At 67.8% G+C, this 15,784-nt stretch carries 13 protein-coding genes; 8 read left to right on the top strand and 5 right to left on the bottom strand.

Annotated elements, in window-relative coordinates:
- Positions 1 to 233: 233 nt before the first annotated feature.
- Positions 234 to 1,250 carry a TIGR00266 family protein gene (locus tag V3B48_RS21085; protein WP_032129262.1) on the bottom strand — a complete coding sequence of 339 codons (1,017 nt, stop codon included), beginning with the start codon at positions 1,248 to 1,250 and terminating at the stop codon, positions 234 to 236.
- Between the two features lie 159 nt (positions 1,251 to 1,409).
- Between V3B48_RS21085 and V3B48_RS21080 the strand changes: the two genes are divergently transcribed.
- Positions 1,410 to 3,680, top strand: coding sequence for a TonB-dependent receptor (locus V3B48_RS21080; RefSeq protein WP_032129261.1), 2,271 nt, complete (start codon positions 1,410 to 1,412; stop codon positions 3,678 to 3,680).
- Between the two features lie 112 nt (positions 3,681 to 3,792).
- On the opposite strand, the gene V3B48_RS21075 is transcribed toward V3B48_RS21080, so the two are convergent.
- Entirely contained in the window at positions 3,793 to 4,632 is an 840-nt protein-coding gene (locus tag V3B48_RS21075) for a phosphatase PAP2 family protein (RefSeq protein ID WP_329894397.1), read from the bottom strand.
- Positions 4,633 to 4,894: 262 nt separating this feature from the next.
- On the opposite strand from V3B48_RS21075, the gene V3B48_RS21070 reads away from it, so the two are divergent.
- A complete protein-coding gene (locus V3B48_RS21070; protein ID WP_049399000.1) occupies positions 4,895 to 5,773 on the top strand; it encodes a hypothetical protein in 879 nt (292 codons plus the stop codon).
- 11 nt (positions 5,774 to 5,784) lie between these two features.
- Complete coding sequence (locus tag V3B48_RS21065) at positions 5,785 to 6,987, top strand: DUF4785 domain-containing protein (RefSeq protein ID WP_329894396.1); 1,203 nt, start codon at positions 5,785 to 5,787, stop codon at positions 6,985 to 6,987.
- A 143-nt stretch (positions 6,988 to 7,130) separates the two neighbouring features.
- Here V3B48_RS21065 and V3B48_RS21060 read toward each other — a convergent pair whose 3' ends face one another.
- Positions 7,131 to 7,952: an ATP-binding cassette domain-containing protein gene (locus V3B48_RS21060; protein ID WP_032128676.1), complete on the bottom strand. Its 822-nt coding sequence runs from the start codon at positions 7,950 to 7,952 to the stop codon at positions 7,131 to 7,133.
- Positions 7,953 to 8,103: 151 nt separating this feature from the next.
- Between V3B48_RS21060 and V3B48_RS21055 the strand changes: the two genes are divergently transcribed.
- From V3B48_RS21055 to V3B48_RS21040, 4 genes are all read left to right on the top strand, one after another.
- On the top strand, positions 8,104 to 9,306 hold the full coding sequence (locus tag V3B48_RS21055; protein WP_329894395.1) for a fatty acid desaturase: 1,203 nt from the start codon (positions 8,104 to 8,106) through the stop codon (positions 9,304 to 9,306).
- Entirely contained in the window at positions 9,303 to 9,635 is a 333-nt protein-coding gene (locus tag V3B48_RS21050) for an EF-hand domain-containing protein (protein ID WP_329894394.1), read from the top strand. The genes V3B48_RS21055 and V3B48_RS21050 overlap by 4 nt, the downstream gene beginning before the upstream one ends.
- A 19-nt stretch (positions 9,636 to 9,654) precedes the next feature.
- A complete protein-coding gene (gene mutM, locus V3B48_RS21045; protein WP_329894393.1) occupies positions 9,655 to 10,467 on the top strand; it encodes a bifunctional DNA-formamidopyrimidine glycosylase/DNA-(apurinic or apyrimidinic site) lyase in 813 nt (270 codons plus the stop codon).
- Between the two features lie 105 nt (positions 10,468 to 10,572).
- The gene (locus V3B48_RS21040) at positions 10,573 to 12,177 is read left to right on the top strand and encodes a glucan biosynthesis protein D (RefSeq protein ID WP_012509627.1); all 1,605 of its coding nucleotides are present in this window, start codon (positions 10,573 to 10,575) and stop codon (positions 12,175 to 12,177) included.
- 42 nt (positions 12,178 to 12,219) lie between these two features.
- Here V3B48_RS21040 and V3B48_RS21035 read toward each other — a convergent pair whose 3' ends face one another.
- Both V3B48_RS21035 and V3B48_RS21030 read right to left on the bottom strand, forming a co-directional pair.
- Positions 12,220 to 12,924 carry a sel1 repeat family protein gene (locus V3B48_RS21035; RefSeq protein WP_032128680.1) on the bottom strand — a complete coding sequence of 235 codons (705 nt, stop codon included), beginning with the start codon at positions 12,922 to 12,924 and terminating at the stop codon, positions 12,220 to 12,222.
- A gap of 95 nt (positions 12,925 to 13,019) precedes the next feature.
- The gene (locus tag V3B48_RS21030) at positions 13,020 to 13,640 is read right to left on the bottom strand and encodes a thymidine kinase (RefSeq protein WP_008264720.1); all 621 of its coding nucleotides are present in this window, start codon (positions 13,638 to 13,640) and stop codon (positions 13,020 to 13,022) included.
- 101 nt (positions 13,641 to 13,741) lie between these two features.
- Between V3B48_RS21030 and V3B48_RS21025 the strand changes: the two genes are divergently transcribed.
- A complete protein-coding gene (locus tag V3B48_RS21025; protein WP_110710649.1) occupies positions 13,742 to 15,718 on the top strand; it encodes a UvrD-helicase domain-containing protein in 1,977 nt (658 codons plus the stop codon).
- The last annotated feature ends 66 nt before the right edge of the window (positions 15,719 to 15,784 follow it).

The raw sequence follows: 15,784 nt of genomic DNA, 5'->3' as shown, positions 1-15,784 counted from the left end.
TGCCGGCCGCTGGCCGGCAATCATTGGGAACCTGGCAACGGTTCATGAGGCTGCCGGCCAGCGGCCGGCACTACCGGGATGCGCGCCAAGGTTCATGGGGCTGCCGGCCAGCGGCCGGCACTACCGGGATGCGCGCCAAGGTCCATGAGGCTGCCGGCCAGCGGCCGGCACTACCGGGATGCGCGCCAAGGTCCATGAGGCTGCCGGCCAGCGGCCGGCACGACCGGGGGCGGTCAGAACCGGTTGTCGCCGTCCAGCATCCGGCCCAGGCCGCCCAGCACCGAGCCTTCGCCGCGGTTCTGGCCACCGCCCTGCGGCGCGGCCATCCACATGCGGCCGGCCAGACGCGAGAACGGCAGCGACTGCAGCCAGACCTTGCCCGGACCGGTCAGCGTGGCCAGGAACACGCCTTCGCCGCCGAACAGCATGCTCTTGATGCCGGCCACCCGGCGCACATCCATGTCTACGGTCGGGTGGTAGGCCACCACGCAGCCGGTATCCACGTCCAGGCGCTCGCCCGCGGCCAGCTCGCGCTCCACCACGCAACCGCCGGCATGGATGAACACCCAGCCGTCGCCTTCCAGCTTCTGCATGATGAAACCTTCGCCGCCGAACAGGCCGGTCATGATCTTGCGCTGGAACTGCACGCCGATCTGCACGCCGCGCGCGCCGGCAAGGAAGCTGTCCTTCTGGCAGATCAGGCGGCCGCCATGCTGGTCCAGCTTCATTGCCAGCACGGTGCCGGGGTAGGGCGCGGCGAAGGCGACCTTGCCCTTGCCGTGGCCGCTCTGGGTGTAGACGGTGGCGAACAGGCTCTCGCCGGTCAGCACGCGCTTGCCGGCGGCCATCACCTTGCCCATGAAGCCGCCGCCCTGGTCGCCGTTGGCGGCGCCGAACACCGTGTCCATCTGCACGGTGGCATCCTTGAACATCAATGCGCCGGCCTCGGCAATGGCGCTCTCGCCGGGGTCGAGCTCGATCTCCACGAACTGCATTTCATGGCCGACGATGCGGAACTCGATGTCGTCGGCGCGGCCGCTGGCCGCGGCGGGGACCGGCGGCGGGGTGTTCGGCATGCCCGGGGCCGCGGACTGCAGTTCGGGCACCTCGGCAATCGAGGTCCACCCGCTCATGCCCTGGCACCAGGCCAGGGCGCGCGGGTTGGCCTGCGCATAACGGCGCGCGGCCTCGTCATCAAGCGGGCCGATACGCTCGGCCTGGGCGGAGGCATGGAAGTACCACTGGGTCATCGCGGCGGCTCTGCAGGGCTGGAAAACCCCGAGTCTAGCGAGGGCGTGGGGGCCGGGGCGACGCGGCCATGAACGGCAGGCATTTGCGGGGCAGGTGCTGTATTGCAACAATTATCTGGTAGCGCCGTTTTACCACCCCTCCAAACACAGCCTACCGCCATGTCTCCGACCCGCACTTCCCGTGGCCGCCTTCCGGTCGCGCGCCCCCTCGTTGCCGCTCTTTCCGCCCTGTTGCCGCTGGTAGCAGCCGCCCAGGAAACTCCCGCTGCCAAGGATCCGGTTGCCCTTGATGCCCTGCAGGTGACCGCGCAGCGCCGCGTCGAGAACGCCAAGGACGTGCCGGTCGCGATCAGCGCGATCCAGGGCGAGAAGCTCGATGTGCTGGGTTCGGCGGGCGATGACATCCGCTTCCTGGCCGCGCGCGTGCCCAGCCTCAACATCGAGTCGTCCTACGGACGTGCCTTCCCGCGCTTCTACATCCGTGGCCTGGGCAACACCGACTTCGACCTCAATGCGTCGCAGCCGGTGTCGCTGGTGTACGACGACGTGGTGCAGGAAAGCCCGCTGCTGAAGGGCTTCCCGCTGTTCGACCTGGCCAATGTGGAAGTGCTGCGTGGCCCGCAGGGCACGCTGTTCGGCCGCAACACCCCGGCCGGCGTGGTCAAGTTCGATTCGGCGCGCCCGTCGCAGGATGCCGATGGCTACGTGCGCGTCGGCTACGGCAGCTACAACAGCTGGAATGTGCAGGGCGCCTATGGCGGCCCGCTGACCGACCGCTGGTCGGCTCGCGTCTCGGCCATCTACCAGCGCCGTGACGACTGGGTCGACAACACCCGTGCCGGTGCGCCCAACAGCGGTTTCGAAGGTTATGACGAAGCCGCCGGCCGCGTGCAGTTCCTGTACGAAGGCGACGACTTCGAAGCACTGTTCAACCTGCACAAGCGCAAGCTCAACGGCACCGCCCGCCTGTTCCGTGCCAACATCATCCAGAAGGGTGGCAACGGCCTGGTCGAGAACTTCGATCGCGACAAGGTGGCCAACGATGGCGTCAACTTCTCCGACCTGGAGACCTGGGGCGGCAGCGCGCGCCTGCAGTGGAACCTCGGTTCGGTGACCCTGCACTCGATCACCGGTTATGAAACCGCCGAATCGCTCAATCGTGGTGACATCGACGGTGGCTACGGCGACGCATCGCTGGGCGCTGGCAACTATGGGCCGGGCTTCATCCCGTTCTCGTCGGAGTCGGCCGACGGCCTGCCGCACCATCGCCAGTGGACGCAGGAATTCCGCGTTGAATCCAACGAATGGGGCCGCTTCGACTGGCAGGCCGGCGTCTTCTATTTCGACGAAGACGTGACCATCAACAACTTCAACTACAACTCGTTGAAGCCGGGCAATCCGCAGACCGGCCACGTGGTGCAGAACCAGCGCAACAAGGCATGGGCGGTGTTCGCCTCGGGTGACTTCGATGTCACCGACCGCTTCAAGCTGCGTGCCGGCGTGCGCTACACCCAGGACAAGAAGGACTTCAACGCCAGCGTGCTGCAGGCCGTGCCGTTCGGCACCCCGGTCAGTGGCCCGTACCTGGCCAACACCGACGTCAACGACGTCAGCTGGGATGTCAGCGGCGTGTACAAGCTGACCGACAACGTGAATGCCTACGCCCGCGTGGCCAAGGGCTTCCGTGCGCCGTCGATCCAGGGCCGCCTGGCCTTCGCGCCGGGCCTGTCGCAGGCCGATTCGGAGAAGGTGATCTCGTACGAAGCCGGCATCAAGGCCGACCTGTTCGAGCGCCGCGCGCGCCTGGGCCTGAGCGTGTTCCGCTACAACGTTGACGGCCAGCAGTTGATCGCGGTGGGCGGCACCAACAACACCGCCACCCTGCTCAACGCTGACAAGACCATCGGCCAGGGCGTGGAGCTGGACCTGGAAGCCTATCTGGCTGACAACGTCCTGCTGACCTTCGGCAGCAGCTACAACGACACCGAGATCAAGGACAAGGATCTGGCGGTAGCGATCTGCGGCGGTGGCTGCACCATCAATGACCCGACCACCGTCATCAACGGTGGCACCTACGCACTGGTGAACGGCAACCCGCTGCCGCAGGCGCCGAAGTGGATCCACAACGCGACCCTGCGCGTGGGCTTCCCGCTCAGCGATGGCAGCGAGCTGTATGCCTACACCGACTGGGCCTACCGCAGCGCGGTGAACTTCTTCATCTACGAGTCGCCAGAATTCCGCGGCCGTAGTTCGCTGGAAGGCGGCCTGCGCCTGGGCTACAACTGGGATTACGGCCAGTACGACGTGGCCGTGTTCGGCCGCAACCTGACCAACCAGACCCGCGTGGTCGGCGCGATCGACTTCAACAACCTGACCGGCTTCCTCAACGAGCCGCGTACCTGGGGCGTGGAGTTCACCGCGAAGTTCTGATGTGGTGGCTGCGTTGATGGAATGAAGAAGGGCCGGCGCAATGCCGGCCCTTCTGCTTTACACCCATCGGTAGTGCCGGCCGCTGGCCGGCAACAATTGAACCGCCAGGCGCTTACAGCGCGCTCTGCGGGCGCACCTTCAGCACCGCTTCCTCGGCCGCGCAGTCGCGGCTGGAGTGCAGGCCGGCCTTGCGCGCGGCAGCGATCTCCTTGCGTGCGGCCAGCAGGTCCTTGTTGAACGCGGCGTTGTCATGCAGGCGGGCCACGGCGGCGGCGCCCATGAAGCGGCCTTCGAGGATGTCGCTCTGCCAGTGCACGTTGCACACCAGGCGGCTCTCGCCGTAGTTGCGGCCGCGCGCCTGGATGGCATCGGCGCGATCCGGTGCGATCTCCGACAGGATCAGGGCCCAGGCCCAGCCGATCGAGGTGTGGCCGGACGGGTACGAGCCGTTCTTGCGCAGGCCTTCTTCGTCCTTCGGCGAGCAGGTCGGTTCACCATTGACCATGAACGGGCGCGGGCGCTGGTAGTGGTTCTTGGCGGCCTTGGTGGCGGCGCTGGCGTCGATCCGGCTGCGCTCCAGCAGGCGGTACAGCGCCGGGGTCTTCACCGCATCGACGTCGATGTCGGCGGCGCAGGAGAAGTGGTTGGCGCCTTCGGGGAAGCCGAGTTCGGCATCGACACCGGCCTGGGCGAAGCGCGGGCTGCCACGCAGCGCGCGGGCTTCACGGCTGACCTGTTCGTCGAGGGCGAGGGCGGCCGAACCGGCCACCGGCGGTGCTGGCACCAGGTCGAGGCTGGCCGGTACCACGCTCTTGTCCAGATAGCCCACCGCCTTGGTGGTGATGTTGGCTTCGACGGCGGTCGGCTTGGCGGCGGTGGCGGCACAACCGGCCAGGGCCGCGATGACGGCAAGGCCGAGCAGCGGGCGGGCAGGGTGGGAAATCAGCGACATGGACAGGCTCCGGAGGAAAAACATCGCGCCATGATCGCAGCCCGTATACGACACCGCAGTGGCCATCGGTCATACGGCCAGACCCGGCATGGTCATCCCGGCGATATGAAAAGCGTCATCGAGTGACGTCAGTCTCCTGAATCCGGGCGCAGCGCACGGACTTTCACGCGGCCGCGCCGCGAGCATCGGCACAACGGCAAGCACCAGGGGCCGTCCAGTTCCAGCCGGGTCGGGGGGATCCGTTGACAGAGGGAGAGAAGCGATGCGCAGCACCGCAACAGGAAGTACCGTCCTGGCCCTGCTCCTCGGGCTGGCAGCCGCGCCGGCTCAGGCGGCCGACGTGGTCGGCGTGGCCTTCGTGCATGGCACCGGCGCACAGACCAACGCCACCCAGGACTACTGGCAGCCGGCGATCATCGACACCGTGCGCCAGGGCCTGCCGAACAGCAGCAACTACGTCGTCATCAACTGTGACTTCACCCAGTACATGTGGAAGCCGGAAGCGGCCGGCTGCCTGGCCAATCAGCTGACCGGCTTCATCGACAGCCGTGGCATCACCCAGCTGGTGGTGATCACCCACTCCAACGGCGGCAACGTGATGCGCTGGATCCTGTCCAACCCGACCTATGACAGCCGCTATCCGAAGATCATCCGCACGGTGCGCAAGGTCAATGCGCTGGCACCGTCTTCGGCCGGCACGCCGTTGGCCGATGCGGTGCTCAACGGCAACACCTTTGAAACCTCGCTGGGCTGGCTGCTGGGCTACAAGAACGACGCCGTGCGCCAGCAGCAGGTGGCGAGCATGGCCACCTACAACGCGCAGAACCTCTATGGCACCGCTGGCCGCCCGGCGCTGCCCAAACCGTTCCGCGCGGTGGTGGGCAGCGATGTGGAATCGGCGGTGTGGGACAGCAACAGCTACTGCGGTGGCTATGCCGCCAACGTCGGCCTGGAGTTCACCCAGAACTGGCTGTCGTCCTGCTCCGATGGCTTCCTGGAGTGCAGCAGCCAGAAGGCCGCCGGCACCACCTGGTTCACCGACAAGGCGCGTACCCAGGGTGCAGAACCGCTCAGCCACAACCAGAGCCGCCGCGAGTGCTTCGGCCTCGGCACCCTGCTGCGCAACGACCTGACCCAGTGAGGGAGACGACCATGACGATTCAATCCACCCTGCTGGCCGGCGCCACCCTGGCAGTGCTGTCCCTTTCCGTAGCGCAGGCCGCGCAGCCGCTGCAGGCCGCCCGTGCGGGCGATCAGGTGCCTGCCGCCCTGGTAGCCGCGCCGCTTCCCACCGATGAGAGCGAACACGCGCCACTGGCCTTTGCCTGGGCGCTGGACCCCGCACAACCGCTGCAGGCGGCCACGCCGTATGCCTCGGTCAGCCGCAGCTACTGGCAGCAGGTTGATGGCACGCAGCTGCAGCGAGGCCTGGACCTGCCGCTGACGGCGCCGGATGCGGTGATCCAGCTGAGCCCGGCCGACGGTGCCCGCGCGCTGCCGGCCAACACGCTACAGGTGCGCGACCCGGCCGGCCGCAGCAGCGTGGCGCGCAGTGTTGATGCGCGCGCGCTGCAGGATGCCGGCATGCCGGTCAGCGATGGCAGCAGCATGCTGCGTACCGGCGCGACCAGTGCCGTCGGTGCCTACACGCTGCAGAGCACGCAGGCCCAGGGCCGCTACGTGGTGCAGGTGCTGGAGCCGAACAGCCCGCTGCGGCTGGAAGTGCAGGCCAACCAGGCGCAGGTGCTGGCCGGTGGCAACGTGCAGCTGCAGGCACGCCTGCTGGAAGACGGCGCCACCACCGCGCAGCTGGCATCGCGTCGTGGTGGGCTGGGCGGTGAAGCCCTGCTGGTCGCACCGGATGGCCGCAGCTGGCCGCAGCGGTTGCTGCGAACCACTGATGGCAGCCTGCGCGCGCAGGTGCGGATCCCCGCCGATGTCGGCAGCGTGCAGGGGCTGTGGGAATTGCAGGTGTTCGCCCAGGCCGACGGTGTGCTGCGCGATGGCAAGGTCGCCTTTGCGGTGGCACGGCCGACTGCCCGCTTCAGTGGCCAGGCGGCACCGGATCCGTCCAATCGCCAGGTGGCACTGCCATTGCAGGTGGCCGCCGCAGGCCGCTATGAGGCACGGGGCACGCTGTATGCCACCGCCCGCGATGGTCAGTTGAAGCCGGTCGCGCAGGCACATGCGGCCGCGTGGTTCGATGGCCCGGGCGCAGGCCAGCTGGTGCTGCCGTTCGACCAGGCCGCATTGCCGACCGGCTTCGGTGCGCCGTACGAGCTGCGCGACCTGCAGCTGCAGGACCAGAGCCGGATGGCACCGATCGAGTCGCGCGCACTGGCGTTGCGGTTCTGAGCAAAGCGGTGGCGGGCCGGAACATCCGGCCCGCTGCCCCGCCTTCTGTAGAGCCGAGCCATGCTCGGCTGCTTCTGCTCGCGGCGAACGGCAGTCGAGCATGGCTCGACTCTACAGACGGTTACGGAGAGCGATGCATCTGTCTATCCCGCGTACGCGGTCAGTCGGCCTTCCTGCTCGACCACCGTGATCGCGCCGCCGAACACCGCCGACAACGGTTCGTTGCGCAGCAGCTCGGCGCGGGTGCCGTCGGCCAGTACGCGGCCGTCGCGCAGCAGCACCACCCGTTCGATCTCGGGAATGATCTCTTCGATGTGGTGGGTCACCAGCACCAGGGTGATGCCCTGCTGCGCCAGCACCCGCATGGTCGCCACCAGCTGCTCGCGGGCGACCAGATCCAAGCCGGTGGAGGGCTCATCCAGCAGCAGTGCCTGCGGCCGGTTGACCAGCGCGCGGGCGATCAGCACGCGGCGGGTCTCGCCGGCCGACAGCTCGGCGTAGGCGCGCTCACGCAGCGACAGCGCGCCGGTCATCGCCAGTGTCTCGCCGACGCGTGCACGCATGTCGGCGGTCACCTCGCGAAAGGCCGGCACCACGTAGCTGGCGAAGAAGCCGGACAGCACCGCCTGTTCCACGGTCAGCCCCGGCATGTCGGCCAGGTTGCTGCTGAGGTCGCCGGTGACGATGCCCAGCTGCGAGCGCAGGCGATCCACCTGCCAGCGGTTCTGGCCCAGCACCTTCACCGCCACCGCGCCGTCGCCCTGGGCCAGCGGGTACAGCTCGCGGGTGATCAGCTTGATGAAGGTGGACTTGCCGCAGCCGTTGGGGCCGAGCAGTGCGGTGTGCTGGCCCTGCGCGATGCGCAGGCTGAGCCCGTGCAGCACCTTCACCTGGCCGCGTACCACGGTGGCGCGGTCCAGTTCGATCAAGGGGGGCTGCTCCGCCAGGGGCGGGGCGGCGGTCATGGCGCTGGCGCGTGGATCAAGGCTCGACAACTCAGGTCCCCAACTGTGAACGGTACCTCGGATGGCGATGCAAAGCATCGCCGCAGGGATGCAGTTTGCAACGCAAGCGCCCATGATGTCTGCCATCCCCGCGTCGATCCGGAGAGCCGTCATGCCAGATGCCCTGATGTCCCTGTTGACCGGTGGTGTGCTCGGCCTGGGCTGGTGGGCCATGCTGGCGGTGCTGCTGGTCTTCACTCAGATCACCATCTTCTCGGTGACCCTGTACCTGCACCGCAGCCAGGCCCATCGTGGGGTCGATTTCCACCCGGCGCTGGCCCATGTGTTCCGCTTCTGGCTGTGGCTGACCACCTCGATGATCACCCGCGAGTGGGTGGCCATCCACCGCAAGCACCACGCCAAGGTGGAGACCGAGGACGACCCGCACAGCCCGGTCACCCGTGGCATCGGCAAGGTGTTCTGGCACGGCGTGGAGCTGTACCGCGAAGCGCGTGGCATGCGCGCGGACATCGAGCAGTACGGGCGCGGCACCCCGGATGATGCGATCGAGCGCCGCCTGTATACCCCGCATGCCACGTTGGGGCCGGTGCTGCTGTTCGCGATCAATACCGTGTTGTTTGGCCTGCCGGGCGTGGCCCTGTGGGCGATCCAGATGGCATGGATCCCGTTCTGGGCCGCGGGCGTGGTCAATGGCCTGGGGCACTGGTGGGGCTACCGCAACTACGAGTCCGCCGATACCTCCACCAATCTCACGCCGTGGGGGGTCTGGATCGGTGGCGAGGAGCTGCACAACAACCATCATGCCTTCCCCAGTTCGGCGCGCTTCGCGATGCGGCGCTGGGAGTTCGATATCGGCTGGAGTGCGATCCGCCTGCTGCAGGCGCTGCGCCTGGCCAGGGTGCTGCGGGTGGCGCCGGCCATGGACGTGCGCCCGAACATCGCCGTGCCCGATGCCGAAACCCTGAAGGCGCTGCTGTCGCACCGCTTCCAGGCGATGACCGATTACCAGCGCAATGTGTTCATGCCGGCCCTGCGCGAGGAAGCCGTGCAGGCCGGGGCCAAGCTGCGCCGCCTGCTGCCACGCCGGCTGCGCCGTGGCCTGGTCAACGATGGCCGCTGGCTGAAGCCGGACAGTCGTGCCCAGCTCAGCGAATGGGTGGCACAGCGCCCGCGCATCCGCACCCTGGTCGAGTACCGCGCGCGGCTGGCGGCGCTGCTCGAGGCCCGCGGCCACGATGCCGCCGAGCGCCTGCATCAGTTGCAGGCGTGGTGCCGTGAGGCCGAGGAAAGCGGGATCGCCGCGCTGCAGGCCTATGCCGCACGGTTGAAGGGCTACAGCCTGGTGGGCGCGTGAGGGCAGGGTACGGGCTTCTGCTGGCGGTGCTGTTGCCGGGCGTGGCGCTGGCCCAGGTCACCGACACCACCAGCTACCTGCAGCGGATGGACAGCGATGGCGACGGCAGGGTCAGCGAGGCCGAGTACGTGCAGTGGATGCTGTATGCCTTCGATCGCATGGACCGCAATGGCGATGGCGTGCTGAGCGCAGACGAGCTGCCCGGCGGCAAGGGCAGGGCGATCAGCCGCGAGCAGCAGCGGCAGGTGATCGTGCAGCGTTTCCACAAGCAGGATGCCAACGGTGATGGCGTCCTGGATGCCCGTGAACTGGCGGCACCGCCACGCTGAGCGGGCGTAGAATCGGTTCATGCCTGAACTGCCCGAAGTCGAAACCACCCGCTGCGGCCTGGCGCCGCACCTGCAGGGCCGCCGCGTGCATGGCGTGATCCTGCGCCGCGCCGACCTGCGCTGGCCGATTCCGCCGGAAGTGGCCGAGCTGCTGCCGGGGCAGCGCATCGAGGAGATCCGCCGTCGCGCCAAGTACCTGCTGCTGGATACCGCCATCGGCAGCGCGGTGCTGCACCTGGGCATGTCCGGCAGCCTGCGCGTGCTGCCCGGTGATACGCCGGTACGCGCCCACGACCACGTCGACATCAGCCTGGACAACGGCCGCCTGCTGCGCTTCAACGACCCGCGCCGCTTCGGCAGCCTGCTCTGGCAGCCGGCCGGTGAGATCCATCCGCTGCTGCAGGGGCTGGGCCCGGAGCCGCTGGACGACGCGTTCGACGGCGACTACCTGTTCGCCCGCAGCCGTGGCCGCAGCGCGCCGGTGAAGACCTTCCTGATGGACCAGGCGGTGGTGGTGGGCGTGGGCAACATCTACGCCGCCGAGAGCCTGTTCAAGGCCGGCATCAGTCCACTGCGCGAGGCCGGCAAGATCTCGCGCGGGCGCTATCAGCGGCTGGCCGACGCGGTGAAGGAAATCCTCGGTTACGCCATCACCCGTGGCGGCACCACCCTGCGCGATTTCATCAGCCCTGACGGCGCACCGGGCTACTTCGAACAGGAACTGCTGGTGTACGGCCGCGACGGGCTGCCCTGCCCGAACTGTGGCCGCGCGCTGAAGCACGCCACCATCGGCCAGCGCGCCAGCGTCTGGTGCAGCCACTGCCAGCGCTGAGGCGGGCGGCCAGCGGCAGCTGAACGGGCAGGGCACGTCTCCGCTGCCCGTTAACGTTTGTCTGCCTATGATGGCCGACCTTCCCTCTGTGCCTGACGCGCCTGCATGCAACGACGCGACTTCATCCGCAATGCCTCCCTCGCCCTGGCTGCATTCGGCCTGCCGTCCCTGCCCGCGTGCGCGGCCAGCAAGAGCGGCCAGATGGGCCTGCGCCGCCTCGGCCAGCCGCAGCCGTTCGACTTCGCCACCCTGAAGGGCCAGGCGCGCGCGCTGGCACAGGCACCCTACAAGAGCCACAAGCGGGTGCTGCCGGGCCGCCTGGAAGGCCTGGACTGGGACCAGTACCAGTCGATCGGCTACCGCCAGGACCATGCGCTGTGGGCTGACCAGCCTGGCAAGTTCCAGGCCAAGTTCTTCCACCTGGGCCTGTACTTCCACTCGCCGGTGCGCATGTTCGACGTGGTCGACGGCAAGGCGCAGGAGCTGGCCTATGACGGCGCGGCGTTCAACTACGGCAAGAGCGGCATCAAGGACGGCGAGCTGCCGGCCGATCTGGGCTTCGCCGGCTTCCGCCTGAACACCCGCAAGGACACCGACCGCGACTTCGCGGCCTTCCTCGGCGCCAGCTACTTCCGCGCGGTCGGCAAGGAAGGCCAGTACGGCCAGTCCGCGCGCGGCCTGGCGATCGACACCGGCATGGGCAAGCCGGAGGAATTCCCGGACTTCATCGCCTACTACCTGGAGCAGCCGTCGGCCGATTCGGAGACGATCGTGGTCTACGGCCTGCTGGATTCGCCCAGCGTGGCCGGTGCCTACCGCTTCGCCATCACCAATGGTGATGTGCTGCTGATGGACATCGACAGCGCGCTGTACCCGCGCAAGGCGATCGAGCGGCTGGGCATCGCCCCGTGCACCAGCATGTACCAGGTGGGCGAGAACGACCGCCGCATGGCATGGGACTGGCGCCCGGAGATCCACGACACCGATGGCCTGTCGCTGTGGACCGGTGCCGGCGAATGGATCTGGCGACCGCTGCTGAATCCGCGCAACCTGCGCTTCAACATGTTCGTCGACCGCAACCCGCGTGGTTTCGGCCTGCTGCAGCGCGACCGCAACTTCGACCACTACCAGGACGACGGCGTGTTCTACGAGAAGCGCCCCTGCCTGTGGGTGGAGCCGAAGGGCGAATGGGGCGAGGGCTCGGTGCAGCTGGTGGAGATTCCCACCGTGGACGAGACCTTCGACAACATCGTGGCGTTCTGGAACCCGAAGGAAAAGCCGCAGCCGGGCCAGGAGCTGCTGGTCGGCTACCGCCTGTACTGGGGCGCCGAGCCGCCGGCACGGCCGCCGCTGGCGCACTGCGTGGCCAGCCGCACCGGCCTGGGCGGCGTGGTCGGCAAGAAGCGCGAGTATTTCAGCTGGCGCTTCGCGGTGGACTTCGAAGGCGGCGAACTGGCCAGGCTGATCGACAAGGGCGAGGTCGAGGCCGTGGTGGAAGCCAGCCGTGGCCGGGTCGAGATCGTGTCGGCGCGCCCGCTGCGCGAGATCAACGGCTACCGCGCGATGTTCGATCTGGTGCCGCCGGAAGGCAGCACCGAGCAGATCGACATCCGCCTGTTCCTGCGCAGTGGCGGCAAGACCCTCACCGAGACCTGGCTGTACCAGTACACCCCGCCGCCGGCAGGTGCGCCGGAGCGCACGCTGTACTGAATGGATGCGGCCCGGTGCCGGCTACATGCCGGCACCGTTGTTTCAAGGCTTGCTGTCGGTGGCGTGCGACTGGGTCGGCACACCCACTTCCACCGTGCCCCGGCGGATCTTCATCCAGGTTTCGTCCTGCCAGCGTTCGTACTGCTTCGGGTCCCAGTACTTCGGGTCGTAGAGGCGATCGGCCTTGATGGTGCGGGAGATTCCGCCGTCCATGTACACGATGTCGACGTTGTTGGACATCGAGCCGACGCGGCTGCCGGTCATCTCGCGGCGCCCCTTTCTGAGCACTTCGGCCATGCGTGGGCGCGCGACTTCGTCACCATACTCGGCGCGCAGCGCGCTTGCCTGCGCGCGCGCCGCATCATGCTGCTCCAGCGGCAGCGTGGCCCAGTACTCGTTGCGCAGCTCGACGAACAACGGATAGCCACGTTCGGCCGCCACCTCCATCCAGGCATAGGCCATGACCGGATTGCGCGGCTGCTCTACCCCGTACCAGTACATCTCGCCGAGGTAGCCCTGGGCAGGCTTGTCCGCATACCGCGCGGCCAGCCGGAAGTTGTCCATCGCGCCGTTGACATCGTTGCGACGCAGCGCGTTGACGCCCCATTGCCGGTACATCATGTCCGGGTGGCTGTCCATGAAACCGGCGCCGATCACCGCCGCATCGTCTTCACCTGACGGGCGCTCGGCCGCGGTGGCCAGCAGGGGCAGCAACAGCAGCGGCAGCAGCAGGAGGGCAGAGCGCATGTCGGACGTCCAGTTCGGCAGCAGGGGAGCCGCAGCCTAGGCGCGACAGCGCTTGCTTGTAAACCGCTGGAGGTCATGGCGCACCGGCGCGCCTGCTACAGCGGCAGCGGCGCCTGCGCCGGATCGATCCGCCCTTCGCCGCGGGTGATCTTCTTGAACTCGGCGCGACTGACCGACACGTAGCGGTCGTTGCCGCCGATCTCCACCTGCGGGCCGTCCTGCACCGCGTGGCCATGCTCGTCCACACGCACCGTCATCGTCGCCTTCTTGCCGCTGTGGCAGATGGTCTTGATCTCCTGCATCTCATCGGCCCAGGCCAGCAGGTACTGGCTGCCCTCGAACAGCTCGCCGCGGAAGTCGGTGCGCAGGCCGTAGCACAGCACCGGAATGCGCAGCTGGTCGACCACTTCGCTGAGCTGCCAGACCTGGGCGCGGGTCAGGAACTGCGCCTCGTCCACCAGCACGCAGCCCATCGGGCCGTTGGCTGCCAGATCCTGTTCAACCCAGCGCTGCAGGTCGGTATCGCGGTCGAAGGCCATGCCGTCCGCACGCAGGCCGATCCGCGAGGCGACCACGCCGGCGCCGGCACGATCGTCCAGGCGCGGGGTCAGGATCGCCACCCGCATGCCGCGCTCGCGGTAGTTGTGGGCGCTCTGCAGCAGGGTGGTGGTCTTGCCGGCGTTCATCGCCGAATAGTAGAAGTAGAGCTTGGCCATCGACGGATTGTACGCCGCGGCCCCGCTTCGCCGAAGCCGTTCAGCAACCCCACCGGCGGCCCGCTGTGGTCGTCACCCGGCCCCGCTACAATCCCCATCCCATGCACGGTCTCAATCCCCCCCAAGCCGCCGCCGTCCTGCACATCGAAGGTCCATTGCTGGTGCTCGCCGGCGCGGGCAGCGGCAAGACGCGTGTGATCGTGGAAAAGATCGCCCACCTGATCGGCTGCGGCCGCTATCCGGCGCGCCGCATCGCGGCGATCACCTTCACCAACAAGTCGGCCAAGGAAATGCGCGAGCGCGTGGCCAAGCGCCTGCGCGAGCAGGACGCCGACGAGGTGACCATCTGCACCTTCCATGCGCTGGGCCTGAAGTTCCTGCAGATCGAGCACGCGGCCGTTGGCCTGAAGCGCGGCTTCTCGATCTTCGATGCCGACGATGCCGCTGCGCAGATCAAGGACCTGATGTACGGGGCCAAGCCTGATGACATCGAGGACATGAAGAACCTGGTGTCGCGCGCGAAGAACGCCGGCCTGTCGCCCGAACAGGCGATGGCCGCCGCGCGCAGCAATCGCGAGAAGGAAGCGGCCAGCGTCTACGAGCGCTACCAGCTGCGCCTGACGGCGTTCAATGCGGTCGACTTCGATGACCTGATCCGTCTCCCGGTGCAGATCCTGGAAGAAAATCCGGAGATCGCGCTGGCCTGGCGCGAGCGCATCGGCTACCTGCTGGTGGACGAATGCCAGGACACCAACGACGCGCAGTACCGGCTGCTCAAGCAGCTGGCCGGTGACAAGGGCAACTTCACCTGCGTGGGTGACGATGACCAGTCGATCTATGCCTGGCGCGGCGCCAATCCGGAAAACCTGCAGCAGATGGGGCGCGACTATCCCACGCTGGAGATCATCAAGCTGGAGCAGAACTACCGCTGCTCCAACCGCGTGCTGCGCGCGGCCAATGCGCTGATCGCCAACAACCCGCACGAGCACCTGAAGAAGCTGTGGAGTGACCAGGCCGACGGCGAACGCATCCGCGTGTGGGAATGCCGCAACAGCGAACATGAGGCGGAAAAGGTTGCCGCCGAGATCGCCTTCGTGGCGCAGTCGCGCAATGTGCCGTGGAGTGATTTCTGCATCCTGTTCCGCGGCAACTTCCAGTCGCGCCCGCTGGAAAAGGCGATGCAGCTGCTGCGCATCCCGTATCACCTGACCGGCGGCACCATGTTCCTGGAACGCCAGGAAGTGAAGGACACGCTGGCCTGGCTGCGCCTGCTGGTGAACCCGGACGACGACACCGCGTTCATGCGTGCGGTGCAGTCACCCAAGCGCGACGTCGGCGCCGGCACGCTGGCCAAGCTGGCCGAGCTGGCGCAGGAGAAGGACATGCCGATGGCGCAGGCTGCCGAGGCGATCGGTGCCCTGCAGCAACTGCCCCCGCGCGCGGCCAACAGCCTGGCGCGCTTCACCGACATCCTGCGTGACCTGCGCGCACAGACCCGGCAGGTCACTTCCGGCGACATGATCCGCAAGGTCGCCAAGGAATCCGGCCTGCTCAGCGAACTGCGCCAGCAGGCCAAGGAAGAGGCAAGTTACCAGCGCCGTGCCAACAACATCGAGGAACTGGCGCAGTGGTTCGAGGGGGGCCCGCGCGGTGCCACTGCCGCCGACCTGGCCGGCCAGCTGGCGCTGCTGTCGCGCAGCGACAAGGACGAGGGCGGCAACCAGGTGCGCATGATGACCATGCACGCCTCCAAGGGCCTGGAATTCCCGTACGTGTTCATCGTCGGCTGCGAGGATGGCGTGCTGCCGCACCAGGTCAGCCTGGACGAGGGCAACCTGCAGGAAGAGCGGCGCCTGCTGTACGTGGGCATCACCCGCGCCAAGATCCAGCTGTGGATGAGTTACAGCAAGCTGACCCGCAAGTTCGGTGAGCACGTGCGGTTGAAGCCGAGCCGGTTCTTCGAGGAGATTCCGGCGGAGGAGATCCAGCGCGATGGTGCTGATCCGGTGGCCGATGCGGTGCGCAAGAAGGAACGGGCGAGTGCGGGGTTGGCGGCGATCGAGGCGTTGTTCGATTGATCGGCGAACGGCGCAGCCCCTCGTGGCTGCCGCCGTTCGCAGCGCATTCGTGGTGGGCCGGGCGGG

Origin of the sequence: Stenotrophomonas sp. SMYL20, from assembly GCF_036320045.1 — a bacterium.
GTDB lineage: Bacteria > Pseudomonadota > Gammaproteobacteria > Xanthomonadales > Xanthomonadaceae > Stenotrophomonas > Stenotrophomonas maltophilia_A.
This window is presented reverse-complemented; position numbering and strand designations above follow the sequence as displayed.

Bases quoted from the DNA above. Each gene is read 5' to 3' on its own strand.
- V3B48_RS21040 (WP_012509627.1), top strand. From the start codon at position 10,573: ATGCAACGACGCGACTTCATCCGCAATGCCTCCCTCGCCCTGGCTGCA.
- mutM (WP_329894393.1), top strand. From the start codon at position 9,655: ATGCCTGAACTGCCCGAAGTCGAAACCACCCGCTGCGGCCTGGCGCCG.
- V3B48_RS21085 (WP_032129262.1), bottom strand. From the start codon at position 1,250: ATGACCCAGTGGTACTTCCATGCCTCCGCCCAGGCCGAGCGTATCGGC.
- V3B48_RS21065 (WP_329894396.1), top strand. From the start codon at position 5,785: ATGACGATTCAATCCACCCTGCTGGCCGGCGCCACCCTGGCAGTGCTG.
- V3B48_RS21075 (WP_329894397.1), bottom strand. From the start codon at position 4,632: ATGTCGCTGATTTCCCACCCTGCCCGCCCGCTGCTCGGCCTTGCCGTC.
- V3B48_RS21070 (WP_049399000.1), top strand. From the start codon at position 4,895: ATGCGCAGCACCGCAACAGGAAGTACCGTCCTGGCCCTGCTCCTCGGG.
- V3B48_RS21080 (WP_032129261.1), top strand. From the start codon at position 1,410: ATGTCTCCGACCCGCACTTCCCGTGGCCGCCTTCCGGTCGCGCGCCCC.
- V3B48_RS21035 (WP_032128680.1), bottom strand. From the start codon at position 12,924: ATGCGCTCTGCCCTCCTGCTGCTGCCGCTGCTGTTGCTGCCCCTGCTG.
- V3B48_RS21055 (WP_329894395.1), top strand. From the start codon at position 8,104: ATGCCAGATGCCCTGATGTCCCTGTTGACCGGTGGTGTGCTCGGCCTG.
- V3B48_RS21025 (WP_110710649.1), top strand. From the start codon at position 13,742: ATGCACGGTCTCAATCCCCCCCAAGCCGCCGCCGTCCTGCACATCGAA.
- V3B48_RS21030 (WP_008264720.1), bottom strand. From the start codon at position 13,640: ATGGCCAAGCTCTACTTCTACTATTCGGCGATGAACGCCGGCAAGACC.
- V3B48_RS21060 (WP_032128676.1), bottom strand. From the start codon at position 7,952: ATGACCGCCGCCCCGCCCCTGGCGGAGCAGCCCCCCTTGATCGAACTG.